The 24,916-nt window shown below is 71.2% G+C and carries 21 protein-coding genes and 1 tRNA gene; 7 read left to right on the top strand and 15 right to left on the bottom strand.

Annotated features, from left to right (window positions below; all coding sequences use genetic code 11):
* Positions 1-7 precede the first annotated feature (7 nt).
* Complete coding sequence (locus tag ISU07_RS12155) at positions 8-1,711, bottom strand: hypothetical protein (protein WP_194707058.1); 1,704 nt, start codon at positions 1,709-1,711, stop codon at positions 8-10.
* Between the two features lie 151 nt (positions 1,712-1,862).
* Here ISU07_RS12155 and ISU07_RS12150 point away from each other — a divergent pair, with 151 nt between their 5' ends.
* Positions 1,863-2,558 carry a class I SAM-dependent methyltransferase gene (locus ISU07_RS12150; protein WP_194707057.1) on the top strand — a complete coding sequence of 232 codons (696 nt, stop codon included), beginning with the start codon at positions 1,863-1,865 and terminating at the stop codon, positions 2,556-2,558.
* 48 nt (positions 2,559-2,606) lie between these two features.
* Positions 2,607-3,872: an oligosaccharide flippase family protein gene (locus ISU07_RS12145; RefSeq protein WP_194707056.1), complete on the top strand. Its 1,266-nt coding sequence runs from the start codon at positions 2,607-2,609 to the stop codon at positions 3,870-3,872.
* 230 nt (positions 3,873-4,102) lie between these two features.
* On the opposite strand, the gene polA is transcribed toward ISU07_RS12145, so the two are convergent.
* From polA to ISU07_RS12120, 5 genes are all read right to left on the bottom strand, one after another.
* Complete coding sequence (gene polA, locus ISU07_RS12140; RefSeq protein WP_407671418.1) at positions 4,103-6,796, bottom strand: DNA polymerase I; 2,694 nt, start codon at positions 6,794-6,796, stop codon at positions 4,103-4,105.
* 151 nt (positions 6,797-6,947) lie between these two features.
* Complete coding sequence (locus ISU07_RS12135; protein WP_228521754.1) at positions 6,948-7,874, bottom strand: carbohydrate ABC transporter permease; 927 nt, start codon at positions 7,872-7,874, stop codon at positions 6,948-6,950.
* Positions 7,871-9,025, bottom strand: coding sequence for a carbohydrate ABC transporter permease (locus ISU07_RS12130; protein ID WP_323742569.1), 1,155 nt, complete (start codon positions 9,023-9,025; stop codon positions 7,871-7,873). The genes ISU07_RS12135 and ISU07_RS12130 overlap by 4 nt, the downstream gene beginning before the upstream one ends.
* Before the next feature lie 7 nt (positions 9,026-9,032).
* Positions 9,033-10,301, bottom strand: coding sequence for a sugar ABC transporter substrate-binding protein (locus tag ISU07_RS12125; RefSeq protein ID WP_194707055.1), 1,269 nt, complete (start codon positions 10,299-10,301; stop codon positions 9,033-9,035).
* Complete coding sequence (locus ISU07_RS12120; RefSeq protein ID WP_194707054.1) at positions 10,298-11,389, bottom strand: LacI family DNA-binding transcriptional regulator; 1,092 nt, start codon at positions 11,387-11,389, stop codon at positions 10,298-10,300. The genes ISU07_RS12125 and ISU07_RS12120 overlap by 4 nt, the downstream gene beginning before the upstream one ends.
* A 150-nt stretch (positions 11,390-11,539) precedes the next feature.
* Here ISU07_RS12120 and ISU07_RS12115 point away from each other — a divergent pair, with 150 nt between their 5' ends.
* On the top strand, positions 11,540-13,609 hold the full coding sequence (locus tag ISU07_RS12115) for an amylo-alpha-1,6-glucosidase (protein WP_194707053.1): 2,070 nt from the start codon (positions 11,540-11,542) through the stop codon (positions 13,607-13,609).
* Positions 13,542-14,510: an aminoglycoside phosphotransferase family protein gene (locus ISU07_RS12110; RefSeq protein WP_228521752.1), complete on the top strand. Its 969-nt coding sequence runs from the start codon at positions 13,542-13,544 to the stop codon at positions 14,508-14,510. Before ISU07_RS12115 ends, ISU07_RS12110 begins: the two co-directional genes overlap by 68 nt.
* 22 nt (positions 14,511-14,532) lie before the next feature.
* On the opposite strand, the gene ISU07_RS12105 is transcribed toward ISU07_RS12110, so the two are convergent.
* Positions 14,533-15,099, bottom strand: a complete 567-nt coding sequence (locus ISU07_RS12105) for a GNAT family N-acetyltransferase (RefSeq protein WP_194707052.1) — start codon at positions 15,097-15,099, stop codon at positions 14,533-14,535.
* 367 nt (positions 15,100-15,466) lie between these two features.
* Here ISU07_RS12105 and ISU07_RS12100 point away from each other — a divergent pair, with 367 nt between their 5' ends.
* The gene (locus ISU07_RS12100; RefSeq protein WP_323742568.1) at positions 15,467-16,816 is read left to right on the top strand and encodes an ABC transporter substrate-binding protein; all 1,350 of its coding nucleotides are present in this window, start codon (positions 15,467-15,469) and stop codon (positions 16,814-16,816) included.
* A gap of 166 nt (positions 16,817-16,982) precedes the next feature.
* On the opposite strand, the gene ISU07_RS12095 is transcribed toward ISU07_RS12100, so the two are convergent.
* The 6 genes from ISU07_RS12095 to ISU07_RS12070 all read right to left on the bottom strand — a co-directional run bounded on the left by ISU07_RS12095 (position 16,983) and on the right by ISU07_RS12070 (position 22,360).
* Positions 16,983-17,858 (bottom strand): ABC transporter ATP-binding protein, encoded by an 876-nt coding sequence (locus tag ISU07_RS12095; protein ID WP_194707051.1) that lies wholly within the window; start codon positions 17,856-17,858, stop codon positions 16,983-16,985.
* Complete coding sequence (locus ISU07_RS12090) at positions 17,858-18,835, bottom strand: ABC transporter ATP-binding protein (protein ID WP_194707050.1); 978 nt, start codon at positions 18,833-18,835, stop codon at positions 17,858-17,860. The genes ISU07_RS12095 and ISU07_RS12090 overlap by 1 nt, the downstream gene beginning before the upstream one ends.
* Complete coding sequence (locus ISU07_RS12085) at positions 18,828-19,997, bottom strand: branched-chain amino acid ABC transporter permease (RefSeq protein WP_228521751.1); 1,170 nt, start codon at positions 19,995-19,997, stop codon at positions 18,828-18,830. The genes ISU07_RS12090 and ISU07_RS12085 overlap by 8 nt, the downstream gene beginning before the upstream one ends.
* A 26-nt stretch (positions 19,998-20,023) precedes the next feature.
* The gene (locus ISU07_RS12080) at positions 20,024-21,373 is read right to left on the bottom strand and encodes a branched-chain amino acid ABC transporter permease (protein ID WP_323742567.1); all 1,350 of its coding nucleotides are present in this window, start codon (positions 21,371-21,373) and stop codon (positions 20,024-20,026) included.
* A 172-nt stretch (positions 21,374-21,545) separates the two neighbouring features.
* Entirely contained in the window at positions 21,546-22,139 is a 594-nt protein-coding gene (locus ISU07_RS12075; protein WP_194707049.1) for an ANTAR domain-containing response regulator, read from the bottom strand.
* Between the two features lie 20 nt (positions 22,140-22,159).
* On the bottom strand, positions 22,160-22,360 hold the full coding sequence (locus ISU07_RS12070; RefSeq protein WP_194707048.1) for a hypothetical protein: 201 nt from the start codon (positions 22,358-22,360) through the stop codon (positions 22,160-22,162).
* A gap of 98 nt (positions 22,361-22,458) precedes the next feature.
* On the opposite strand from ISU07_RS12070, the gene ISU07_RS12065 reads away from it, so the two are divergent.
* Positions 22,459-22,532: transfer RNA gene (locus ISU07_RS12065), tRNA-Leu, on the top strand.
* A gap of 10 nt (positions 22,533-22,542) precedes the next feature.
* Here the strand turns inward: ISU07_RS12065 and pyk are convergent.
* Positions 22,543-23,985 carry a pyruvate kinase gene (gene pyk, locus ISU07_RS12060; RefSeq protein ID WP_194707047.1) on the bottom strand — a complete coding sequence of 481 codons (1,443 nt, stop codon included), beginning with the start codon at positions 23,983-23,985 and terminating at the stop codon, positions 22,543-22,545.
* Between the two features lie 45 nt (positions 23,986-24,030).
* Positions 24,031-24,468, bottom strand: coding sequence for a MarR family winged helix-turn-helix transcriptional regulator (locus ISU07_RS12055; RefSeq protein ID WP_194707046.1), 438 nt, complete (start codon positions 24,466-24,468; stop codon positions 24,031-24,033).
* 46 nt (positions 24,469-24,514) lie between these two features.
* Here ISU07_RS12055 and ISU07_RS12050 point away from each other — a divergent pair, with 46 nt between their 5' ends.
* The gene (locus tag ISU07_RS12050) at positions 24,515-24,913 is read left to right on the top strand and encodes a DUF1304 family protein (RefSeq protein ID WP_194707045.1); all 399 of its coding nucleotides are present in this window, start codon (positions 24,515-24,517) and stop codon (positions 24,911-24,913) included.
* The last annotated feature ends 3 nt before the right edge of the window (positions 24,914-24,916 follow it).

The raw sequence follows: 24,916 nt of genomic DNA, 5'->3' as shown, positions 1-24,916 counted from the left end.
GCGCAGACTAGCAGGAGCGCCGGCGTCTCGTGGCCATCATCAGCGTGATGCCCAGACCCGCCAGCCAGGCCAGTCCCCAGAGCGCGTCGACCGCCACGGCGGCGACCACGGCGGCGTCGGCGGGACCCTCGGGGCCGGAGTCGACGCCCGGCACGCGGTACAGCACCACGTCGTCGCCGTCGACCACCGGATCGGTCCCGGTGAGGTCGACGCCGGAGGCGCCCGGCTGGTCGAGGTACAGCAGCAGCCAGCCGACGTCCAGCCCGGCGAGCTCCGAGGCGACCGGACCTCCTGCCTCGATGACCGCCCCGACGGCCCGGGCTCTCGGGTCCTCACCGGCGACCGCTCCCCCGGGCACCGCGAGGACGTCGGAGACCACCACGGGGTGACTCGTCCAGCGCGGCAGCGGGTCGGCGGCCGAGAGGTCGTTGCCCCAGGAGTACCTCCGGTACGACGTGAACGGCAGCGTCACCACGTCGCCCGGTCCCCCGTCCGCGTCCAGGGTCCGGACCGCGGCGGCCAGGTCGTCGGGGTAGTGCACCGGCTCCAGGGCCTGCCACGTGCGGCCGGCGGCGTCGGGCAGCAGCAGGACGGGGACGACGGCCAGCGCGGCCGGCAGCAGGCGGGCCAGGTCGGCGTCCCGGCGGCGCAGCCGCTCGGCGACCACCGCGGTGGCCGCGCCTGCGCTCGCGGCGACCAGCACGACGTACGGGAGCAGCCACTTCTGCCCGTCGCGCAGGAGCCCGGCGCCCGGGACGTGGAGGACGGCCCACTCGAGGGCGTTCTCGCCGCCGGGCAGGTGCGCGAGACCGGCGAGCAGCAGCCCGAGCGCGGCCGCGACGGCCAGGGCGGGCTCGCGGCGGGCGATGGTGCGGCCGCCCACGAGCAGGGCCAGGACCACGCCGACGGTGAGCACGTGGCCGAGCAGGCCGGTCAGCGAGTGAGGTACCTCGAACGGGCTCCACAGCCCGCCGGTGCCGAGCAGCGTGGGCCAGACCCCGCCGGCGCGCTCGGCCCGCGCGGCGAACGCCGCCACGCCGCCGGGGTCGCTGGTCGCCGGCGCGGTGCCGAGGAGGGCGGCGACCAGCCACGGCAGCTGGCCCAGGACCGAGACGAGCAGCCAGCGCGCGGCGGTCCCCCGCTCCTTGGTCACGACGACGGCGACGAGGGCGACCAGCACCAGCGCGGCTCCCCCGGTCGGGGTCAGCGAGCCCAGCCAGGTCCAGGCGAGCACGGCCGGCCACGCGCGCCGGCGGACGGCGGGCAGCACCCAGAAGAGAGCGGCGTACCCGGCCAGCAACGCCCACTGGCCGAGGGCGAGCCGCTCGACGACGTAGGGGTTCCAGACGGCCGCGACCGCGGCCACGCACCGCGCCGCCGTCCGGGCCGCGGGAGGTACGTCGGGGAGCGCCGCGTCCAGCAGCCGGTGCGCGCCGAAGCCGGCGAGCAGGAGCACGCCCGCGACGGCGACGCGGAAGACCACGGCTCCGTCGACCAGCGACGTCGCGGCGGCGAGCACGAGGTCGAGCGGCACGGCGCGCGGCGGCGAGCCGCCCAGGCCGAGGGCGTCCATCGACCACGGGGCTCGCGGCGTGAACACCATGTCGCGGGCCAGGCCGTAGCCGCTGCTGGTCCACACCGGCCACGTCAGCACCGCCGTCGCCAGCACGACCAGGCCGTCAGGGAGGACCCGCGAGGACGCACGACCCACGAGCCCGACCTCCCTATGCTGACCGTCCGAGCGCTTGGTCGGGCGAGCTCGCGAGCCCGCCCGAGCAAAGCGAGGAGATTGAGGAGGCTAGGCCAAACCGGAGCGCAGCGACGGGAGGGCCTGGCCGTCTCGAAATCATGAGGCGGCCCCATTGAACACCTTCGACGACGTCTGGCCCCGCATCGAGCCGGTGGGCGGGTGGCTGACCCGTGAGCAGGCCCGCGTGCTGCACGACGCCGTGGTCGCGCTGCCGCCGGGGTCGACCGTGGTCGAGATCGGGTCGCACCAGGGCCGCTCGACGCTGGCGCTCTCGCTCGCCCGGCCGGACGTCACGGTCGTCGCGGTCGACCCCTTCCGGGCGGGCGGGAAGTTCGGCGGGCCCGAGACCCGGGGCGTCTTCGAGGCCAACCTGCGGCGCGCCGAGGTACGGGACCGGGTCGACCACGTCGGCGAGCCGAGCGGCGACGTACGCCGCGGCTGGCGGCGGCCGGTCGACCTGGTGTTCGTGGACGGCAAGCACGACGTGTGGAGCACGCGCACCGACCTGCTGTGGGCGCAGCGGCTGCCGGCCGGTCGCGTGCTGCTCGTGCACGACGCGTTCGGGTCGGTCGGGGTGACGCTCGCGCTGCTGCTGTTCGTGCTGCCGTCGCGGTCGCTGCGGTACGCCGGCCGGGTCGGCAGCCTGGCCCGGTTCGAGCGGACGCGGCCGACCCTGCACGACAGGGCTGCTCTGCTGGCCCAGCTGCCGTGGTTCGCGCGGAACGTCGGGATCAAGGTGCTGCTGCGGCTGCACCTGCGGCCGCTGGCCCGCCTGGCGGGGCACCGCGACACCGCCGACCCGTACTGACGCCGGCTGATGCGGCGTACGGGCCGGACCCGATTAGGGTGGCGGGTTGTGACGTCCACCGACCGCGACTCCGGCGGCCCGTCGCGCCTGCGCGAGCGCGGGGCGAGCGTCGCCGTCGCGATGGCGGGCATGAACGTCGCGACGTACCTCTTCACCGCCCTCGCGGCCCGGCTGCTCGGTCCTCAGGCGTACGGCGCGATGGCCTCGCTGCTCGCCGTGCTGCTGGTCGTCACCATGATCCAGCTCGGCATCCAGGCCACCGCGGCGAGGCGCATCTCCGCCGAGCCGGAGCACGTGGCCCAGATCGAGCGGGAGATCCTCTCGCTGACGTACTGGTGCGCGGGAGCCGTCGGCGTGCTGCTGCTGGTGCTGGCGCCTCTCCTGGACCGGCTGCTCCGGCTCGACAGCGTCGCCACGGCCGCGCTGGTCGGCCTGACCGCCGTCCCGCTGACGATCGTCGGCGGCCAGCTCGGCGTCCTCCAGGGCGAGCGCCGGTGGTGGCCGGTGTCGGTCGTCTACCTGGCCAGCGGCGTACCGCGCCTGCTCGTCGGCACCGCGCTGATCCTGTGGCGCCCCGACGAGTTCATGGCCATGCTCGGCGTGCTGATCGGCACCATCGTCCCGGCACTCTTCGGGTGGTACGCCCTGCGCATCAAGCGCCCGGCCCGCGAGCACGTCGAGCACCACTCCCGGCGCACGCTGATCCGGGAGATCCTCGGCAACTCCCAGACCCTGCTGGCGTTCATGTGCCTGATGAACTGCGACGTGATCGTGGCCCGAAACATCCTCCCCGAGCACGACGCGGGCCTCTACGCCGGCGGCCTCATCCTCACCAAGGCGATGCTGTTCCTGCCGCAGTTCGTGGTGGTCGTCGCGTTCCCGGCGATGTCGACCGCCGAGGAGCGCCGGGGGGCACTGATGCGGGGGCTCACCCTGGTGCTGGGCCTCGGCGTCGCCGGTGTGCTGGCCAGCGCCGTGCTCCCCCAGCTCGCGCTGATCTTCGTCGGCGGGGACGAGTACGCCGAGATCGACTCCCGCCTCTGGCTCTTCGCCGTGCTCGGGACGGCCCTGTCGCTGCTCCAGCTGCTGATCTACGCGGTGCTCGCCCGGCAGGGTACGAAGTCGGTGTACCTCGTGTGGGCCGCTCTCGCCGCGGTGCTGGCCATCGGCTCCCAGGCCGACAGCATCGGCACCCTGCTCCTCACCGTGGTCACCATCGACAGCCTGCTCTTCCTCGGCCTGCTGGTCATCAGCCTGCACCGGCTCCGCTCCCCCGTCTCCGACGAGGAGCTCCCGCCGGAAGCGGTGATGTAGCCCCCGTCGGGCGCAGCCGCTGGTGCCGATTCGTCAGCGCTCCTCCGGGTACCTGCAGCGGGCGGCGTACGAACCAACGCACCGTGACTCGGGGCCGCGTCATCTCCGCCGGGTCCGAGCGCGCCGCCCCGTCTGGACTGACGAGCGCATGCGAGCGCCAGCGAGCGAGCGAGGAGGGAAGACGGGGCGCCGACGCGCGCTCGGACAGGCGAGCTCCGCTCGCCCGGGCATCAGTGGGCGGCTTCGTGCCAGCTGCGGCCGGTGCCGATGGAGACGTCGAGCGGGACCTTGAGCGACGCGGCGCCGCCCATCTGCGCGCGGACGAGCGCCTCGAACTCCTCGCGCTCGCCCGGGAACACCTCGAAGACCAGCTCGTCGTGGACCTGGAGCAGCATCCGCGACCGCAGCCCGGCCGCGACGGTCGCGTCGTGGACGCGCAGCATGGCGACCTTGATGACGTCGGCGGCCGAGCCCTGGATGGGGGCGTTCAGCGCCATCCGCTCGGCCATCTCGCGGCGCTGGCGGTTGTCGGAGGTCAGGTCGGGGAGGTACCGGCGGCGGCCGAGGATGGTCTCGGTGTAGCCGGTGCGCCGCGCCTCGTCGACGACGCTGGCCAGGTAGTCGCGGACGCCGCCGAACGTCTCGAAGTACTCGTCCATCAGCACCCGCGCCTCGCTCGGGTCGATGCGCAGCTGACCGCCGAGGCCGAACGCCGAGAGGCCGTAGGCGAGGCCGTAGTTCATCGCCTTGATCTTGGCCCGCTGGCCGGGCGTGACGTCGTCGGCCGGCACGTCGAAGACCCGTGACGCCGTGATCGAGTGGAAGTCGCGGCCGGAGTTGAACGCCTCGATCAGGCCGGCGTCCTCGGAGAGGTCGGCCATGATCCGCATCTCGATCTGGCTGTAGTCGGCGGTCATCAGGCACTCGTAGCCGTCGCCGACCACGAACCCCTCGCGGATCCGCCGGCCCTCCTCGGTGCGGATCGGGATGTTCTGCAAGTTCGGCTCGGTCGACGAGAGCCGGCCGGTGGCCGCGATGAGCTGGTTGAACGTCGTGTGGATGCGGCCATCGGTCGCGACCGTCTTGAGCAGCCCCTCGAGCGTCTGCCGCAGCCGGGACACGTCGCGGTGGCGCAGCAGCGCGAGCAGGAACGGGTGCTCGGTCTTCTCGTAGAGCGACTGCAGCGCGTCGGCGTCGGTGGTGTATCCCGTCTTCGTGCGCTTCGTCTTCGGCATCCCGAGCTCGTCGAACAGTACGGTCTGCAGCTGCTTGGGCGAGCCCAGGTTGATCTCCTTGCCGATCACCGAGAACGCGTCCTCGGCGGCGCGCTTCACCTCGCCGGCGAAGTGCGCCTCCAGCGACTGGAGGTGGTCGATGTCGACGGCGATGCCGGTCTGCTCGAGCAGCGCGAGCAGGTCGATGAGCGGCAGCTCGACGTCGGCCAGCAGCTGCTTGCCGCCCCGCTCCTCGATCTCGTTGTCGAGCGCGTCGGCCAGGTCGACCACCGCTCGGGCGTGCAGCATCGCGGTGTCGGCCGCGTCGGTGGAGGCCGAGTCGTCGAGCGCGTCGAACGTCAGCTGCCCGTCATCGGTGGCGCCCTGCTTGAGCTCGCGCTTGAGGTAGCGGAGCGTGAGGTCGGCCAGGTCGTAGGAGCGCTGGTCGGGACGGGCGAGGTACGCCGCCAGCGCGGTGTCGCTGACCAGCCCGCGCAGCGGCCAGCCCCGGGCCGCCAGCGCGAGCATCGGACCCTTCGCGTCGTGCAGGACCTTCTCGCGGGCCGGGTCGTCGAACCACGTCGTCAGCGCGGCGTCGTCCTCGGGCGAGACCTCGCCGGCGTCGACGAACGCGCCGGTGCCGTCGGCCGCGGCGAACGCGATCGACCACACCTCGCCGGTGCCCGATCCCCAGCGGCCCTGGACCGTCACACCCGTGCGGCCCTCGGCCGTGTGATCGGCCAGCCAGTCGGCGACCTGGTCCTGCCCCAGCCGCGCGCCGGCCAGCTCGAACCCGGACTCGTCGATCTCCTCGTGCTGCACGTCCCACGACTCCAGCAGCCGCTCGCGCAGGACGCGGAACTCCAGCGAGTCGAACAGCGTGTGCACCAGCTGCCGGTCCCACGACTCCGCCTGCAGGTCCTCGGGCGCCAGCTCGAGGTCGAGGTCGCGGACCAGCTCGTTGAGCTGACGGTTGCGGATCACGTCGCTGAGGTGCTCGCGCAGCGCCTCACCCTTCTTGCCGGTGATCTTGTCGGCGTGGGTGATGACGTTGTCGAGGCCGTCGTACTCCTTGAGCCAGCGGGCCGCGAACCCCGGCCCGACGCCGGGCACGCCCGGCAGGTTGTCGGACGTCTCCCCCACGATCGCCGCGAGGTCGGGGTAGCGCGCGGGCGAGACGCCGTAGCGGGCCTCGACCGCGGCGGGCGTCATCCGTGCGAGCTCGGAGACCCCGCGCATGGGGTACAGCACCGTGGAGCGGTCGGTGACGAGCTGGAAGGCGTCGCGGTCGCCGGAGAGGATCAGGACCTCGAAGTCCTCGTCGGCCAGCGCCCGGGTGACGAGGGTGGCGATGATGTCGTCGGCCTCGTAGCCCTCCTTGCGCAGGTGCTTGATCTTGAGCGCGTCGAGCACCTCGTCGATCAGCGGGAGCTGGCTGGAGAACTCGTCGGGCGTCTTGTTGCGCTTCGCCTTGTACTCGGAGTACTGCTCGAGCCGGAACGTCTGCCGGGACTTGTCGAAGGCCACGCCGATGTGGGTCGGCTGCTCGTCGCGGAGCACGTTGATGAGCATCGAGGTGAACCCGAAGACCGCGTTGGTGTGCTGCCCGGTAGTCGTGGAGAAGTTCTCGACCGGCAGGGCGAAGAACGCACGGTAGGCCAGCGAGTGGCCGTCGAGCAGGAGCAGACGCTTCGTCGGTGCGGGCACCACCCGAGCCTAGTCACGCCCACCGACACCGCCATCGCTGGTCGAGGAGGTTGCGCTAGCAACCGTCACGAGACCCGGTGGGAGGTACGCCGACCCCTCGCCGGGTCTCGTGACAGGCGCTAGCGCGCCTTCCTCGACCAGCGAACGAAGGCTTCTAGCCCTTTTCAGCCCCGGCGTTGGCCCCCTGGGTGAAGAACCGCTGGAACACCACGAACACCATCGCCACCGGGATGGTCATCAGCAGCGCGGCGGCCATCTTGATCGGGAACTGGTTGCCGGCGCCGAGGCTGCCGGAGGTCAGGCCCGCGACGCCGCGGGTCAGCGTGTAGAGGTCCGGGTTGTTGGTGGCGATGATCATGTGGCCCAGCTCGTTCCAGGACGCCTGGAACGACAGGATCGTCAAGGTGATCAACGCCGGCTTGGACATCGGGAGCACGACCGACCAGAAGATCCGGAACGTGCTCGCCCCGTCGATGCGGGCCGCCTCCTCCACCGACGCGGGGATGCTCTCGAAGAACTGCTTCATGATGAACACCCCCGCGGCGTCCGCGATGAGCGGGACGATCAGCGCCGGGTAGGTGTTGTACATGCTCAGGTAGTTGAGCACCAGGAACTTCGGGATCAGCAGCACGACGCCCGGCACGGCCATCACCGCGATCACGGCGTTGAAGACCGCCGACCGGCCGGGGAACCGCAGGCGGGCCAGGGCGTACCCCGCCAGCGAGTCGAAGAAGACCCGTCCCACCGTCACGCAGACCGCGACCACGACCGAGTTGGTGAACCAGAGCGCGAAGTCGTTGGCGAAGAGCGTGTCCAGCGCCTTGCCGGTGAAGGGGCGGGGCACGAGCGTCAGCGGGTGCGCCACCGCGTCCGGGTTCGTCTTGAACGCCGTGACCAGCTGCACCACGAACGGGTAGAGGTAGAGCAGGGCGAAGAAGAGGAGCAGCCCGTACACGACGACCTTGCGGGCGCCGCTCGACGTGTGCAACGCCTGACCGCTGCCCTTGGGTGGCGAGCCCGCGACCTTGGTCATCGCCGTGCCTTCGTACCCCGTCTGCACGGTCGAGCTGTCGATGCTCATGCCGCCGCCTCCTCACGCTGACGACGGCGCTGCCGCCGCAGGGCCTGCTTGCGGGCCCACTCGTCCTTGTCCCGGAGGAACCAGCGCTGCGCACTCGTGAGGACGAGGATCAGCGCGAAGAGCAGGAACGCGATCGCCGCGCCCTGGCCCCAGTGCTGCTGGTTGAAGGCCGCCTGGTAGCTCAGGTACGCCGGGGTCAGCGTCGTCTTCGCCGGGCCGCCCTGGGTCATGACGTACATCTGGTCGAAGACCTGCCAGGTCCCGATCACGCCGAGCGTGACGACCAGCAGGATGGTCGGCCGCAGGTGCGGGACCGTCACGTAGCGGAAGACGTTCGACTTGGTGGCGCCGTCGACCATGGCGGCCTCCTCGACGTCGGCCGGGAGGTCCTGGAGCGCGGCCAGGAACATCAGCATGAAGGTGCCGGCCGTCGTCCAGACGACCTGCATCATGATCGCGCTCAGCGCGACGCTGGGGCCGGCCAGCCAGTCCCACCACGACAGGCCGAGCACCTGGTGGTCGGCCAGCGCGGACGGCGGGCTGTCGATGTTCCAGAGGCCCAGGCTGTTGCCGAGCAGGTGGATCAGCCCGCGGGAGTCGGCGAACCAGGTCGGCCCGTTGATGCCGACGGCGTCCAGCGCCTGGTTGACCGCGCCGGTGCCGGTGAAGAGGTAGAGGAACACCAGCGAGATGGCGACCGAGGACACCACGGAGGGGAAGTAGAACGCCGTGCGGAAGAAGGTCCGGCCCTTGAGGAACCGCTGGTTCACGATCACCGCGAGCAGCAGCGCCAGCACCGTCTGCAGCGGCACCACCCCCACGACGTAGTAGAAGGTGTTGCGCAGCGACAGCATGAAGTCCTGCCGGCTCAGGCCGGGCTCGCTCAGCAGCGGCTGGTAGTTGTCCGGGCCGACGAAGCCGACGTTGCCGGAGAACGGGCTGCCCCGGCCGCTCCAGTCGCTGACCGAGACCCACAGCGCCATCAGGATCGGCAGCACCAGGAACAGCCCGAGCAGCACCAGCATCGGCGTCACGAACAGCCAGCCGGAGCGTGTCTGCCGGTTGAGCGAGTTGCCCGTGCGCCGCGGGGCGCGGTCCCGGTGGGGAGGCTGCGTGGCCGCAGCCTCCTCACCGGTCTGGGTGGTGGTCACGGGCGCTTCACTGGCCCAGCGCGGCGTCCGCGTTGGTGTCGAAGGACTTCACGACCGACGCGAGGTCGGCGCCCTTGAAGTCCTCCAGCTTGGAGTTGAGGTCGGCGATGACCTGGTCCATGCCGGGGGCGGTGATCGGGCCGTGGCCGTAGTCGGCGCCCTCGATGAACGCCTTGTCCTCGGGGTACTTGGATTCGTAGTCGCCGGCGGCGCTCTGGCGGCTCGGCATCACGCCGAACGCGTCGGAGAAGGCCAGCTGCTGCTCGTCGGTGGTCAGGAAGTTCACCAGGTCGACGGCCTGCGACTGTGCCTTGGACTGCGCGGCGACGCCCCAGCACTGGGTGAAGAGCAGGGTGCCCTTGCCCGCCGGGCCCTCGGGCATCGGCGCCACGGTGTACTTCACGTCCGGGTAGTCGCTGGTCATCGCGCCCTTGATCCAGTTTCCCTCGATCGTCATCGCGGCCTTGCCCGTGCCGAACGCCTCGCCGCCCCAGCCGGTGTCGAGGTCGCTGGACATCGCGAAGGACCCCTTCGTGAGGTTGTCCTGGACGTACTGCAGGGCGTCGAGCACCGACGGGTCCTCCGCGGCGCCCTCGGTGTTGTCCTCGTTGAGCCACCAGCCGCCGTTCTCCACGACGAACGCACCGGCGCGGTCGATGCCGGGACCGATCGCCAGGCCGACCTGGTCACCGGTGGTCAGCTTCTCGGCCACACTCGCCAGGCTGTCCCAGTCGGTGGGGATGTCGGCGTCGGTGAGGCCGGCCTTCTTCCAGGAGTCGGTGTTGATCTCGAGCGCGATCGTGGAGACGTCCTTCGGCACGCACTGCAGCTGGTCGTCGAAGGTGAACGTGCTGCGCAGGGACTCGTAGAAGTCGTCGACGTTGTCCACCTGGTCGCCGTAGGCGTAGAGGCTGCCGTTGCTGGCGTAGTTCGCGAACTGCGAGGCGTCGAGGTAGAAGACGTCCGGCGGGTTGCCGCCGGCGAAGCCCTGGGCGAGCTCCTGGTTCATGTCGCTGGCCACCGTCACCTTCACGGTGTTGCCGGACTCGTCACCCCACTTCTTGACCGCGTCCTGCACCGCCTGGGTCTCCGCGTCGCCGGAGGAGGCGATCAGCATGTTCAGCGTCACCGGCCCGTCGGCCGACGAGCCCTCGCCGTCCCCGCCGCCACTGCCGCCGGAGCTGTCGAACCCTCCGCCGCCGCAGGCCGTCAGCGCCAGGCCGCCGGCCAACGCCGTCGCGAGCAGCAGGCTCTTCCTCGTCGCCCGAGTCCTCATGTCTTCTCCTCTTCCTTGGTCCCGGTCAGGGGCCGGGTCGCATCCAGTGGTGGTGTGTCGGTACGTCGGGTGGAGCCGCGGGGGGTGAGCCCGGGCCGCAGGAGTACCCCGTCGGCGCGCGTGGCATCCCCGCCGAGCGCTTCGTGCACCAGCTCCAGGGCGGTGCGGGCGATCTCGGCCAGCGGCTGGGAGACCGAGGTGAGTCCGTGCATGCGGGCCAGCTCGGAGTCGTCGAACCCGACGATGCCGATGTCCCTGCCGGGCTCCAGGCCCGCGCGCCAGACGGCGTGCAGGACGGCCACGGCGTGCAGGTCGGTGACGCAGACGACGGCCCCGCCGGGGCCGACGGCGGCGACGAGCTCGTCGGCCACGCGGCGTACGGCGTCCAGCTCGTCGGGGCCGGACCGGTCGGGCCCGGGAGCCCGACCGGTCGCGCGACACCCGTCCTGCCACCCGCTGCGCCGGGCGTCCGCCACGACCGAGACCCCGTCCGGAGAGCCGAGGTACCCGATCGTGGCGTAGCCCGCGTCGACACAGTGCGCCACGGCCAGTCCCGTGCCGTGGTGACCGTCCACGTCGACCCAGCGGGTGAAGGCCGGGTAGTCCCAGACCCGGCCGAAGGACGCGAAGGGGATGCCCTGGTCGCGCAGCCACGCGGGCCGCGGGTCGCCGACGTGGGTGTCGGCGAGGACGAAGGCATCGACGACCCGGCCCCGCCAGAGCTGCTGGTAGCTCTCGAGGGTCGGGGTGTGGGTCGGCGACCCGAAGGTCACCATGTGGAAGGAGTGGCCCGGCGCGGCGAGGGTGAGCTCGGCGACGAACGGCGCCATCACGGCGTTGTGGTACTCCGCGCCGAGCGCGTTCAGCTCGACGCCGATCGCCCCCGCCCGGCTCGCCTGCAGCGACTGGGCGGCGGCCGACGGCCGGTAGCCCAGCCGCACGATCTCCGCCTGCACCCGGGTGAGCGTCTCCGGGGCGACCCGCTCGGGGTGGCGCAGCACGTTGGTGACGGTCTGACGCGACACCTGGGCAGCCTCGGCGACGGTGTTGACGTTGACCCGGCCGGTCGGCTCGTGGGTCCCGCTCATCGTCGCTCCCGAGGCTGGTGTTGAACCTTCAAATCCTTCCCACTGGCGGTTTGAAGGTTCAAATGAGTACGGTGTGGACTGTGCTCCCCGTCACAGCGGATGTCAAGAGCCACTCCTCCGCCCTCGCAGGCCACCCTCTCGGGACCCCTCGTGTCGAGCAGACCTGAGGACACTGGTCGGCAGCCCTGGCTGCACGACCTGGAGATCGCCGCGCACGGGAACCTGACGTGTGTGGGCGACCGCAGCGGTGACCTGGACTCCCCCGGCACCGGCCTGTTCGTCGACGACCGCCGCGCCCTGACCCGCTGGACCCTCACCGTCGACGGTGACCGGCCGGTGCGGGTCTCGGCCCACAGCACCGGCGCGACCACCCACGTGATGTCGGTGGCCCGCAACCTGGGTGGCGCGGGTCCCGACCCGACGATCGAGGTGCACCGGCGGCGCCGGCTGGTCGACGGCGGCCTGCACGAGGAGGTCTCGGTCGTCTCACGCTGGGACCGTCCCCTGCGGTGCCGGCTTCGGCTGGAGGCAGCCGGGGACGGCGCCGAGCTAGGCATCCTCAAGGCCGGCCGCGCGCCGCGCGAGCTGCTGGCCGTGACCGCGGACGGCGACGCCCTGGCGTGGCGCGACGACCGCCACGAGACCCGGGTCCGCCTGGCGGGTGCCCGCGCGGAGGTGGGCGAGGGCGGCGTGGGAGCGCTGGTCTGGGAGGCGGACGTGCCGGCCGGCGGTCGCCGCGACTGGACCGTGGACGTCGCGGTCCGTCGTACCTCCGCCACGGTCTTCGGTCCCGAACCCGGCGGCCACCTGGTCGACTGGGGCGACGTCGTCGTCGCGGCCACCGACCGGCGCCTCGACCTGGTCGTCGACCGCTCCTTCGCCGACCTGACCGAGCTGGTGCTCGCCGATCCCGACTCGCCCGGCGACCCGTTCGCGGCGGCCGGGACGCCGTGGTACCTCACGCTGTTCGGCCGTGACTCCCTCTGGGCCGCCTCCCTGACGCTGCCGTTCGGGACCGACCTGGCGGCCGGCACGCTGCGCACGCTCGCGCGCCGGCAGGGACGGGTCGACGACCCCACCACGGAGGAGCAGCCGGGCAAGATCCTCCACGAGGTGCGCAGCGCGCCCAACGTGGACGCGCTCGAGAGCCACCTGCCACCTCTCTACTACGGCACGGTCGACGCGACCCCTCTCTGGGTGCGGCTGCTCCACGACGCGTGGCGCTGGGGGCTCGCCGACGACGTGGTGCGCGAGCTCCGGGGACCCCTCGACGCCGCGACGGGCTGGGTGCGCCGCGCCGCCGCGGACAGCCACGACGGCTTCCTCAGGTACGTCGACGCCACCGGCACCGGCCTCGCCAACCAGGGGTGGAAGGACTCCGCCGACGCGATGCGCCGCCGCGACGGCACGATCGCCACGGCACCGATCGCGCTGGTGGAGACCCAGGCGTACGCCGTCTCCGCGGCGTTCGGGGCGGCCCACCTGCTGGAGGCGGTGTTCGACGAGGAGGGGGCCGAGCTCCGCGCGTGGGCCGAGGACCTCGTCGGGCGGGTGCGGGACCGGTTCTGGGTGGAGGACGCCGGCGGCCCCTACCTCGCGATGGCCCTGGACCGGGACGGCGCACCCGTCGACGGGGTCGGCAGCAACATGGGGCACGTGCTCGGCACGGGCACGCTCACGGCCGGGGAGAGCGCGCTGGTCGCGGCGCGGCTGACCGGCGCCGACCTGCTCGGTCCGTTCGGCGTGGGCACGCTCGGCCGCGCGAACCCGGCGTACAACCCCATCGGCTACCACACCGGCTCGGTCTGGACCCACGACACCGCGATCTCGGCGCTGGGGCTGGCCCGCGACGGCCACGCCGCCGAGGCGGCCGCGGTGCTGCGCGCCCTCGTGGACGCCGCGACCCACTTCGAGTTCCGCTTCCCCGAGCTGTTCGGCGGGAGCCCGGAGTCCGGGCTGCCGGTCCCGTACCCGGCCTCGTGCCGGCCGCAGGCCTGGTCGGCCGCCTCGGCCGGAGCCATGGTCACCGCCGCGCTCGGGCTCGAGGCGGACGTCCCGGCCGGCCGGCTGACGGTGAGCCCGATGCGGCCCGTGCCGTTCGGGGACCTGCGGGTGCGGGGGCTGCGGGTGCGCGGCGAGGCCGTCGAGATCGATGTCGACGACGATGGTCGGGTCCGCGACGTCCGCGCCCCCGAGTGGCTGGAGGTCCGGGTCACCTGATGATGGTCCGCTGATCGAGGTACCTCCGGGGCTGCTCGGCTCCCCCCGCTTCTGGCACGACCCGGCCGGGTTGGCCTGGCTCGACCGGCTGCCCGCGCTGGTGGAGACCACGTGCGCCGAGTGGGGTCTGCGGGTGGACGGGGCCCCGCGCCACGGCTCCAACGCGCTGGTGCTCCCGGTGGCGTCGGACGGCGGCCCGGCCGTGCTCCGGCTGACGCCCCCGGACGCCCGGGCCGCCGAGGACCTGCGAGCGCTGCGGTTCTGGGCCGACGGCCCGGTGGTCGGCGTCCTGCGGGCGTCCGAGGACGGCTCGAGGCTCCTGCTCGAGCGGCTGGACCCCGACCGGTCGCTGGCGACGCGGCCACCGGACGAGGTGGCGCAGGTGCTCGGCAGGCTGGTGACCGCCCTGGCCGTCACCGACCCGCCCGCGGACGCGCCCAGCACCGCCGGCGCCGCCGCCGAGCTGGCCGAGCACGGCCGGCGGCGCTGGCACGCTTCCGGCCGCGCGGTGCCGGCCGAGGTGCTCGGAGCCGCGGTGGGGCTGGCGAGCGACCTGGCCGTCGACGACGAGGGGCTGGCCACGAACGGGGACCTGCACGCCGACCAGGTGCTCCGCGACCCGGCCGGTGCCTGGCGGGTGGTCGACCCCGTGCTGATGCGCGGCGACCCGGCGTACGACCTCGCTCGCGCGGTGTGGACGACCGTCGACCGGCTGCCGGACGCCGGGGCGATCCTCGGCTTCACCGACCGGCTCGTCGGCGCGACCGGTCTGGACCGGTCACGCGCCGAGGCGTGGCTGATCGTGCGGACGGTCGCCTACTGGCTCTGGTGCCTCGAGGCGGGGCTGACCGAGGACCCGGTGCGCTGCGCGAGGTTCGTCGCGGCCTTCGCCGACGACTGAGCGGCCGTCACCGGCCGAGCGGTCAGGAGCCGGTCGCCTGGCGCCGTACCGCGCGGCGTACGGCGAGCACGTGGGTCAGCTGCCGGGTCGGGCGGGCGACCGGCGGCCGCTGGGCCGCCAGCTTGGCCCGGACGACTGGCGTGGCCGCGATGCGCAGGGTCGCCGAGGGGCCGAGGCCGAGGCGTGCGAGGAACCGGTTGGCGTCGCGCAGCCCCGACGGCGCGGCGGTGGCGACGTGGCTCGCTCCGGTCTCCTCGGCGAAGGTGACGGCGGCATCCATCAGCGCCCGGCCGACGCCGTGACGGCGGTGCTCCGGGAACACCGTCGGCGACATGACCTGCACAGACAGGTCCAGGTTGAGCGGTGTGATGGTGGTCAGCCGCAGGTGGACGGCACCGGCCAGGACGCCGTCGTACTCGGCGACCACGAGCTTCTGGTCCGGATCCTCCCGGGCGGTCTCGACCACGTGCAGCATGTCGGCGTGCCGGTCGGAGACGTCACCGCGGCGCAGCACGTCGATCCAGAGATCGGTCAGCTGCGGGACGTCGGTGGGAACCGCTTCTCTGAGGTACACCAGCGACCGACTCATACTTCGCCTCCAGGCCCGGGGCGAGCGACACTCCTGCCCCCGCGGACGTCGCTCTCGGCCGACCCTAGCGGCACGGGCGGGCCTTGTCCCCAGGTCGGGGGAACCCGGTCCTGGTGGTAGGTCGCCGCGCCCCGTCGTACGGCGAGCCTCCGAGGCCCCGTAAATGGGCGGTTATCCGCCCTTTGGGCTCGCCGCGACGGTCATTGACGTAACGGTTTCCTAACGACAGGGTTCGGTGTGCAGTCCTGCAACATTGCCGGTTTACGGTGACCTCGCTGCCCAACCCTGACTCCTCGGACCGGGGGTCGTGGCAGCGGTGACCGTGCACCCAAAAGAAAGGTCCCACCCCGTGAGTCGTACCAAACCCGTGACCTGGGCCAAGGTCATGGCCGGCACCGCGGTGCTCGCCCTGTCCCTGGCTGCCTGTGGTTCCGACGACAGCAGCACTCCTGAGGCCACCGACACCAACACCCCGTCGGAGTCCACCTCCGCCTCGGAGTCGGCGTCGAGCGCCCCGGCCGAAACCTTCACCAACGACAAGTGCAAGGGCAACCAGGACAGCAGCAACACGCTGCGCGTCGGCGGCATCCTGCCGCTGACCGGCAACCTGGCCTTCCTCGGCCCCCCTGAGATCGCGGGGGTCGGCCTGGCCGTGTCCGAGATCAACGCCGCCGGAACCGACCTCACCGCGTGCCACGACATCCAGGACTCCGGCGACTCCACCGACATGTCCATCTCGTCGTCCTCGGCGCAGACGCTGATCCAGAGCAAGCCGTCGGTCGTCATCGGTGCGGCGTCCTCGTCGGTGTCACTGAACGTCGTCGACACGTTCGCCAGCAGCAAGATCGTCGAGATCTCGCCGGCCAACACCGCCATCGACCTCAGCGGCTACTCGCCGTGGTACTTCCGTACCGCTCCCCCGGACACCATCCAGGGTTCGGCGCTCGGCCAGCTGATCTCCTCCGACGGCTACCAGAAGATCGCGTTCCTGGTGTTCAACGACACCTACGGCACGGGCCTTCGTGACGCGGTCCAGAACACCGTGGAGAGCCAGGGCGGCCAGTGCGTCTACGGCTGCAAGGGCGACGGCAACGAGTTCCCCGCCGGCCAGACCACGTTCTCGACCGAGGTCGGCGCGGCGCTCGCGTCCAACCCCGACGCGATCGTGATCCTCGCCTTCGACGAGACCAAGGCCATCGTGCCCGAGCTCAAGGGGCAGGGCTGGGACATGTCGAAGACCTACTACTCCGACGGCAACACCGCGGACTACAGCAAGGACTTCCCGAAGGGCACGCTCGAGGGCGCCCAGGGCACCATCCCCGGTGCGGATGCCTCCGCCGAGTTCAAGGGCCGTCTCGACGGCTGGGCCCAGTCCGCAGAGGGCGCGGCTCTCGACAACTACGCCTACGGTCCCGAGTCGTACGACGCCACCATCCTGGCCGCGCTCGCCGCGCTCAAGGGTGGCGACACCACGGCCCCGACGATCAAGGCGAACCTGGCTGCGGTCTCCGGCTCCACCGGCGGCACCGAGTGCGCGAGCTTCAAGGAGTGCGCTGACCTCATCGCCGGTGGCGACGAGGTGCACTACACCGGCCCGTCCGGCATCGGCCCGATCAACAAGCAGAACGACCCGTCGTCTGCCTTCGTCGGGATCTACAAGTTCGACGCCAACAACAAGAACATCTTCACGACCACGGTCGAGGGTTCGGTGGAGTGACCTGACGGTCACCCTCTGATCTGTTCAGCGAAGGCCCCGGGCGTCAGCCCGGGGCCTTCGTGCATGTCCGGGGTCCGACTCGGCGCACGCGCGGGCCCGCGATTCGTCAGCGATCCTCCGGGTGGTCGTCGCCGGAAGATCCCTGACGAATCGCGTGAACGGACCGTCAGGCCGAGCCCTCGACGTGCTGGCCGTCCCGGTGCTCGTGGTGCGGGTGGGCGTGGCCGGAGGCCTGGTCGTGCTCGTGGCCGGCGGGCTTCTCGTCGCGCTTCTCGTCGACGTCCTTCGCCAGGGTGCCGAGGTACAGCTCGATGACCTTGGGGTCGTTGGCCAGCTCGCGGCCGGTGCCGGAGTAGGCGTCACGACCCTGGTCGAGGACGTACCCGCGGTCGCAGATCTGCAGGCAGCGGCGGGCGTTCTGCTCGACCATGACGACGCACACGCCGGTCTTGTTGATGTGACGGGTGCGCAGGAAGGTCTCGTCCTGGCGGACCGGGGACAGGCCGGCGGACGGCTCGTCGAGCAGCAGCACCGACGGCTCCATCATCAGGGCGCGGGCCATGGCCAGCGACTGGCGCTCGCCGCCGGAGAGCGCGCCCGCTCGCTGGTTGCGGCGGTCGTGGAGCACGGGGAACAGGTCCCACATCGCCTTCAGCCGGTCGCCCAGCTTCGCCGGACGCAGGAACAGCCCCATCCGGAGGTTCTCCTCGATGGTCAGCGTCGGGAAGACGTTGTTGGTCTGCGGGACGAACCCGACCCCGGTCTCCACCAGCCGGTTGGCCTTGAGGTTGGTGATGTCCTTGCCGTGCAGGGTCACCTGGCCGGAGTGGACGCGCACCAGGCCGAACATCGCCTTGAGCAGCGTCGACTTGCCGGCGCCGTTGGGGCCGATGATGCCGATCATCTCGCCGGGGTAGGCGACCAGGCTGCAGCCGTTGAGGATGTTCACGCCGGGGAGGTACCCGGCGACGAGGTCCTTGGCCTCGATGACGGCGTCGCCGCGCGGTGCCGTCGTCGTGGTGCTGGTCTGGGTCTCGGTCATCAGCTCTTCTCCTCAGCCTCGCGCTCGGCCTCTTCCGCCGCGACCTCCTGGGCCATCTCTTCCAGGGCCTCGTCGGAGAGCAGGGAGTCGTCACCGAGGTCGGTGTCATGGTGGGCGCCGAGGTAGGCGTCGATCACGGCCGGGTTGGACATCACCGTGTCGGCCGGGCCCTCGGCCACGATCCGGCCCTCGGCCATCACCACGACCCAGTCGGAGATGTGTCGTACGACGTGCATGTCGTGCTCCACGAAGAGCACGGTCATCCCCTCGTCCCGCAGCGTCTGGATGTGGCTCAGCAGCGACTGCGTGAGGGCGGGGTTCACCCCGGCCATCGGCTCGTCGAGCATGATCATCGTCGGGTCGCTCATCAGGGCCCGCGCCATCTCCAGGAGCTTGCGCTGACCGCCGGAGAGGCTGCCGGCGTAGTCGTCCTTCTTGGCGTAGAGCTTGAACCGGTCCAGCAGCTCGTAGGCCTTCTTCTCGACCTCCTTCTCCTGAGCGCCCCAGGTGCCCTTGAACATCGCCGTCAGGAGGTTCTCGCCGCGCTGGCCGCGCGCCCCGAGCATCATGTTGTCCATCACCGTCATCCGGTTGAGGGACTTGGTCAGCTGGAAGGTGCGGACCATGCCGGCGAGCGCGACCGAGGACGCCGACGTCTTGTCGAGCTTCTTGCCCTCGAAGGACCAGTGCGCGCCGGTCTTGGCCGAGCTGGGCCGGTCGAAGCCGGTGATCAGGTTGAAGAACGTCGTCTTGCCCGCGCCGTTCGGCCCGATCAGCGCGGTGATGATGCCGCGCTGGACCTCGAGGTGGTCCACGTGCACCGCGGTCATGCCGCCGAAGTTGCGGATGATGTGGTCGACCTCCAGGATCGGGTCCGGCTTCGAGGAGCCGGCCTCGGGTGACACGCCGCTCATGAGAGCGCGCCGGGCCTCGGGGTCGGCCAGCTTGCTCGGCGTACCGATCGTGGCTTCAGACATTGAACCGCAGCTCCCTCTTGTCGCCGAGGATTCCTTGTGGTCGGAAGATCACCAGCAGCATCAGCGTGATGCCCACGCAGATCCAGGCGAACTGAGCCGTCTGGGAGAGGTTCATGATGCTGTCGGGCACGATCGCGCCGGCCGTGCCCTGGATGAAGACGCGCAGGGCGAAGAAGAGGATCGCCCCGATCACCGGCCCGAAGACGGTGGCCGCGCCGCCGAGCAGAAGGGCCGTCCAGCAGAAGAACGTCAGGTTTCTTCCCATCGCGTCCGGTTGCATCGACGACGGCAGGATGTAGACCATCCCGCCCAGCGCACCGAACAGGCCGCCGATGACCAGCGCCTGCATCTTGATGGCGAAGACGTTCTTGCCGAGGCTGCGGATGGCGTCCTCGTCCTCGCGGATGCCGCGCAGGAGCCGGCCCCACGGGCTGCGGGCCAGAAGGAAGACGATGACGCAGCACAGCGCCACCAGCAGCCAGGCCACGAACCGGACCCACCACCCGTTGACGCCGGTGGACTGCAGGTTGGGCAGCCAGCCGCCCGCGTCGAAGGTGCCGTCCCCGAAGAAGGACAGGTTGACGAACGGGTCGCGGTACTGCGAGCCGGGGATGCCCTGCGCGGCCCCGGTGAAGTTCTCCAGCTTCGCCAGCCGGCCGACGTACCTGAGGATCTCCGCCGCCGAGATGGTCACGATCGCGAGATAGTCGCCTCGGAGCTTCAGGGTCGGTACGCCGAGGATCAGGGCGAACACGAACGCCGCCAGGAAGCCGACCAGGATGCCCACCGGCATCGGCAGGCCCTTCCAGATCGAGATCGAGAAGCCGTAGGCGCCGAGCAGCATGAAGCCCGACTGGCCCATGTTCAGCAGGCCGGTGTACCCGAAGTGGACGTTCAGGCCGATGATCGCGATCGCCACCGCGGCGGTCTGCGCCGACAGCGACTCGCGGAGCATGCCGCGGGCGATGACCCCCACGGTGCCGGGAGCGAACTTGGCGACCAGCAGGATCACGACGAAGTACCCGATGAAGATCGCCGCCGCGATCATGGCTCTGCGCTGCGGCGGGGGCCCCTGGGGGTCGTTGGGGTCGTAGACGCCGGCCGCGGTGTCGCCGGCCTGCGCCTGGTCCGGGGTCGGGATGGACTCGGAGACGGTGGACATGTGTGGCTCTCCCTTGTCTGTCGGCCTCAGCCGACCCGCTCGGCGCGTCCCAGCAGGCCCTGCGGGCGCACCAGGAGCAGCAGGATGAGGATCAGCAGCGCGGACGCGTACTTCAGGTCGCCCGGCGCTCCGAGCACCGGCGCGAGCTCCACGATCAACCCGATGACGAGGGCGCCGACGAGGGCCCCGAACGCCGTGCCGAGACCGCCGAGCGTGACCGCGGCGAAGAGCAGCAGCAGGATCTGGAGACCCGAGTCCCACTTCATGCCGTGCTGGATGACCAGCGAGTACAAGATCCCGGAGAGCCCCGCCAGCGCGGCCGACACGGTCCACACCAGGCGGATCACGCGGTCCACGTCGATGCCCGAGGCCGACGCGAGTGCCGGGTTGTCGGACACCGCGCGGGTGGCGCGGCCGATGCGGGTGCGCAGCAGGGCGTACCCGACGAGGGCGATCATCACGATCGAGATCACCATCGCCATCAGGTCCAGGGCGTTGTAGACGATCGGCCCGACCTTGTGGGGTGTCGGGTCCGAGACCACGATCTTCACGGTGGCCGCGCCCACGAAGTACTGGTAGACGTACTGCAGCGCGAGCGAGAGACCGATGGTCACGATCATCATCTGGGCCAGGCCCAATCCGCGCCGGCGGAGCGGTTGCCAGACGACCCGGTCCTGGAAGTAGCCGGTGAACGCGCAGAAGGCCACGACCAGCAGGCAGCCCAGCCAGACGTTGACGCCCCACTTGTTGACCACGATGTAGCCGAGCATCCCGCCCATCGTCACCTGCTCGGCGTGCGCGAAGTTCGACAGGCCGGTGGTGCCGTAGATCAGTGACAGGCCGATCGAGGCCAGAGCCAGCAGCAGACCGAGCCGGAGGCCGCTGAAGATGCTCTTGATGACGCGGTCCGTGGTGGTGACGGCGGCGCTGTAGTCACCGGTCCGGACGCCGAACGTCACCGCCTTGCCCTGCGTCAGGCTGGCGATCGTGACCGTCACCTTGCCCTCGTCGCCGGTCACGGCGGTGCCCTTGGGGAGGGTCTCCTGGTCGAGCTCGGCGGTGTAGTCGCCCGGCTCGAGGACGGTGACGCTCCACTTCCCCGCGTCGTCGCTGGTGGCGACCTCGTCGAACCCGTTGGGCCCGGTGACGTGCACGTCGACGCCGGGGACGACGTCCTTCTCGGTGCGGATGGTGCCGCTGATGCAGCCCTTGTCCGCGGTGCCGGCGAAGCAGGTCTCGGCGCTGGCCGGCGAGGCGAACGCGATCACCGCCAGCGGCGCGAGGAGTGCGGCGAGGACCAACCCGATGATCCGTGGAAGCGACCGTGTCAGCCGGCGGGGCCGCCCGCGGTCGTGGACGGTGCGAGCTGGGCTCACGCGGGCCTCCCACAATCTTCTTCATTGGGCGCCGGCCAGGGGGGCCGGTGCGTTTCGCGCAGTCTATGGGCGTGCCGGGGTGACGGACACCCACCTGGCAGGCCGGAGCAGGATACGGCCTGGTGACGGTGCGGGTGCGGGAGGCGTCGTACGACGGGCGTGCCCCTCGGCCTCAGCCGCCGGCGAGCCCGGGCCCGTGCGTGATGACGCCGTCCGCGACCTGCCGCATGGTCAGCCGGAGGTCCATCGCGGTCTTCTGGATCCAGCGGAAGGCGTCGGGCTCGGTGAGGCCCAGGTCGCGCTGCAGGACGTTCTTGGCCCGCTCGACGGCCTTGCGGGTCTCCAGCCGGTCCTGCAGGTCGGTGACCTCGGCCTCGAGGGCCTTGATCTCGGCGAACCGGCTGACCGCCATCTCGATCGCCGGGGCGAGGTCGGACTGCGAGAACGGCTTGACGAGGTACGCCATCGCGCCGGCGTCCCGGGCCCGCTCGACGAGGTCGCGCTGCGAGAACGCCGTCAGCATGACGACCGGGGCGATGCGCTGGGCCGCGATCCGCTCGGCGGCCGCGATCCCGTCGAGGACGGGCATCTTCACGTCCAGGATCACCAGGTCGGGCCGCTCGCGCTCGGCCAGCTCGACGGCCTGCTGGCCGTCCGCGGCCTGGCCCACGACCTCGTACCCCTCGTCGGCCAGCATCTCGGCCAGGTCCATGCGGATCAGCGCCTCGTCCTCGGCGATGACCACGCGAGTCGGCTGCTGGCTCACGGCCTCAGGCTATCGGGGCCTCAGGCGATGACCGACGGGCGCTCCCGCTGCTGGACCCGCTGCTCGTTGAGCTCGGCGACGTACAGCTCGACCTCGATCCGCTCGACCAGCGCGCGGCTGCACTCGACGGCCGCCGCGCGGGCGTTCTCCACGGCGACCTCCTGGGTACGCCGGCTCCAGTCAGCCACGGTGCCGGCGACGACCGTCCACGGTGTCCACATCGAGTTGTCCCTCCCTCCGCAGGGTGAAAGTCTAGCGAATCGATAGACATTTGCAAGGTCGGTCCGGCAGCGTGTCTCCGCTACCGTTGTCCGCCGTTGCCCCGGTATCCCAACCGGCAGAGGAAGCGGTCTCAAACACCGTCCAGTGTGGGTTCGAATCCCACCCGGGGCACCTCAGGACGTCACCGGTGGTACGCCGGGGCCACCTCGTTGACGGCGTCGCCCATCTGGTGGACGCGGAGGGCGTTCGTGGAGCCCGGGATGCCAGGAGGGCTGCCGGCGATGATGACGACGGTGTCGCCCTCGACCACGCGGCCGATGTCGAGGAGCTGTTCGTCGACCTGGCGGACCATCTCGTCGGTGTGCTCGACGTCGACGGTCTTGAAGGTCTCCACGCCCCACGACATCGCCAGCTGGGAACGGGTCGAGTCGAGCGGGGTGAAGGCGAGCACCGGGGTGTGGGTGCGGATCATGGCCAGTCGACGCGCGGAGTCGCCGGACTGGGTGAACGCCACGATGTACCTCGCGCCGCTCTGGTCGGCGACGTCCGCGGCGGCCTTGGCGATGATCCCTCCGCGCGTCTCGGGGCTCCAGTCGATGCGGGCCATGTGCGCCAGGCCGTGGTCCTCGGTGGACTCGATGATCCGGGCCATCGTCTCGACGGCGACGATGGGGTACGCCCCGACGCTGGTCTCCCCCGACAGCATCACCGCGTCGGCGCCGTCGAGGACGGCGTTCGCGACGTCGGAGGCCTCGGCGCGGGTCGGCGCGGGGTTCTCGATCATCGACTCGAGCATCTGGGTGGCCACGATGACCGGTTTGGCGCGGCGGCGCGCCTTGTCGATGACCAGCTTCTGGTGCACGGGCACGTCCTCGAGCGGGCACTCCACGCCGAGGTCGCCACGCGCCACCATGATCCCGTCGAACGCCTCGACGATCCCGTCGATGGCCTCCAGGGCCTGCGGCTTCTCGATCTTGGCGATGACCGGCAGGCGGCGGTTCTCCTCGTCCATGACCTTGTGCACGTCGTCGACGTCGTTGGCCGACCGCACGAAGCTCAGGGCCACGAAGTCCACGCCCATCCGCAGCGCCCAGCGCAGGTCCTCGACGTCCTTCTCCGACAGCGCGGGCACCGAGACCGCGACCCCGGGCAGGTTGATGCCCTTGTGGTCACTGACCTTGCCGCCCACCACGACCGTGCAGCGCACCTCGTCGGCGGTCACCGAGTCGACCACCAGGCGCACCTTGCCGTCGTCGATGAGGATCGGGTCGCCCTCGCCGACGTCCCCGGGAAGTCCCTTGTACGTCGTGCCGCAGATCTCGGCCGTCCCCTCCACGTCGCGCGTGGTGATGGTGAACTGGTTGCCCTTCTTCAGCTTCACCGGCCCGTCGGCGAACTTCTCCAGCCGGATCTTGGGGCCCTGGAGGTCGGCGAAGATGCCGACCCCGTGGCCGCTCTCGTCGGACATCCGCCGGACCATCCGGTAGTTCGCCTCGTGGTCGGCGTACGACCCGTGGCTCATGTTCAGCCGGGCGACGTCCATCCCGGCGTCGACGAGCTCGCGGATCTTCTCCGCTCCGGCGACGGCGGGACCCAGGGTGCAGACGATCTTGGCTCTACGCACGCCACCACACTATCGAGGCTTGGATCGATCAAAGGCGCACGGGTCTCACGCGAACGGATCGGTGATCTCGACCAGGTCCGCCAGGATGCGCCTGAGCTGCTCGTACTTCGCGACCCCGAGGTGCTCCCGCCACCGCGCCTCCACCTGGTGAAGGACGGGCAGCCCCGCCTCGATCGCCTGCCGCCCCCGCTCGGCCACCACGACCAGGCGCGCACGCGCGTCGTCAGGATCGGGCACGCGCTCGACGTACCCCGCACTCTCGAGCTGGTCGACGATGGAGCCGATGGTCTGCTTGCTGACTTGCGACGCCTCCGCGAGCTCGCCGAGCCGCGACCCGGCGGGGCCGATCCGCTGGAACACCCTCGCCTGGTTGATCGGCATCTCGAACCCCTGTCGCCGGACCTCCTCGAGCACGGCGCTCTCCATGGCGCGATACGGGATGAACAGCAGGAGGCCGAGGTTCGCTCCAGGGCCGTCGCTCATGACTCTCACTCTGGCACAAGTCCGAAACTCGGACTAATTTGCCAGCATGAGTTCTCTCTCCCAGCTTGCCGCCCTCGTCGGCGCCCTCGCCTACCTCGGCGCCGCGCCCTTCGAGATGGTCCTCTTCGGCCGGCCCGCGACCATGCGCTTCCTGCACGTCGAGACGGACCACGTCGAAGACGTCCGGATGTGGGCCTTCTGCATCGGCGCCCGCAACGCGCTGGCCGGAGCCGGCACGATCGCCGGACTGGTCATCCTCCACTCGGGCGACGCGACCGTCGGGCGGGCGGTCGTGATCACGTGCGTGGCGTACATGCTCCTGGCCAGCCTGGCGATGGGTGTGGCCGATGCGCTGGGGTACTGGCGTCCGCGCGGCGGCAGCGTGCTCGGCACGGTCGCGTCCAGCGCACCGCCCCTGGTCGCCCTCGTCGCCGCGACCCTCTGAGCC

The organism is Nocardioides islandensis, from assembly GCF_015352455.1.
GTDB classification, from domain to species: Bacteria; Actinomycetota; Actinomycetes; order Propionibacteriales; family Nocardioidaceae; genus Nocardioides; species Nocardioides islandensis.
This window is presented reverse-complemented; position numbering and strand designations above follow the sequence as displayed.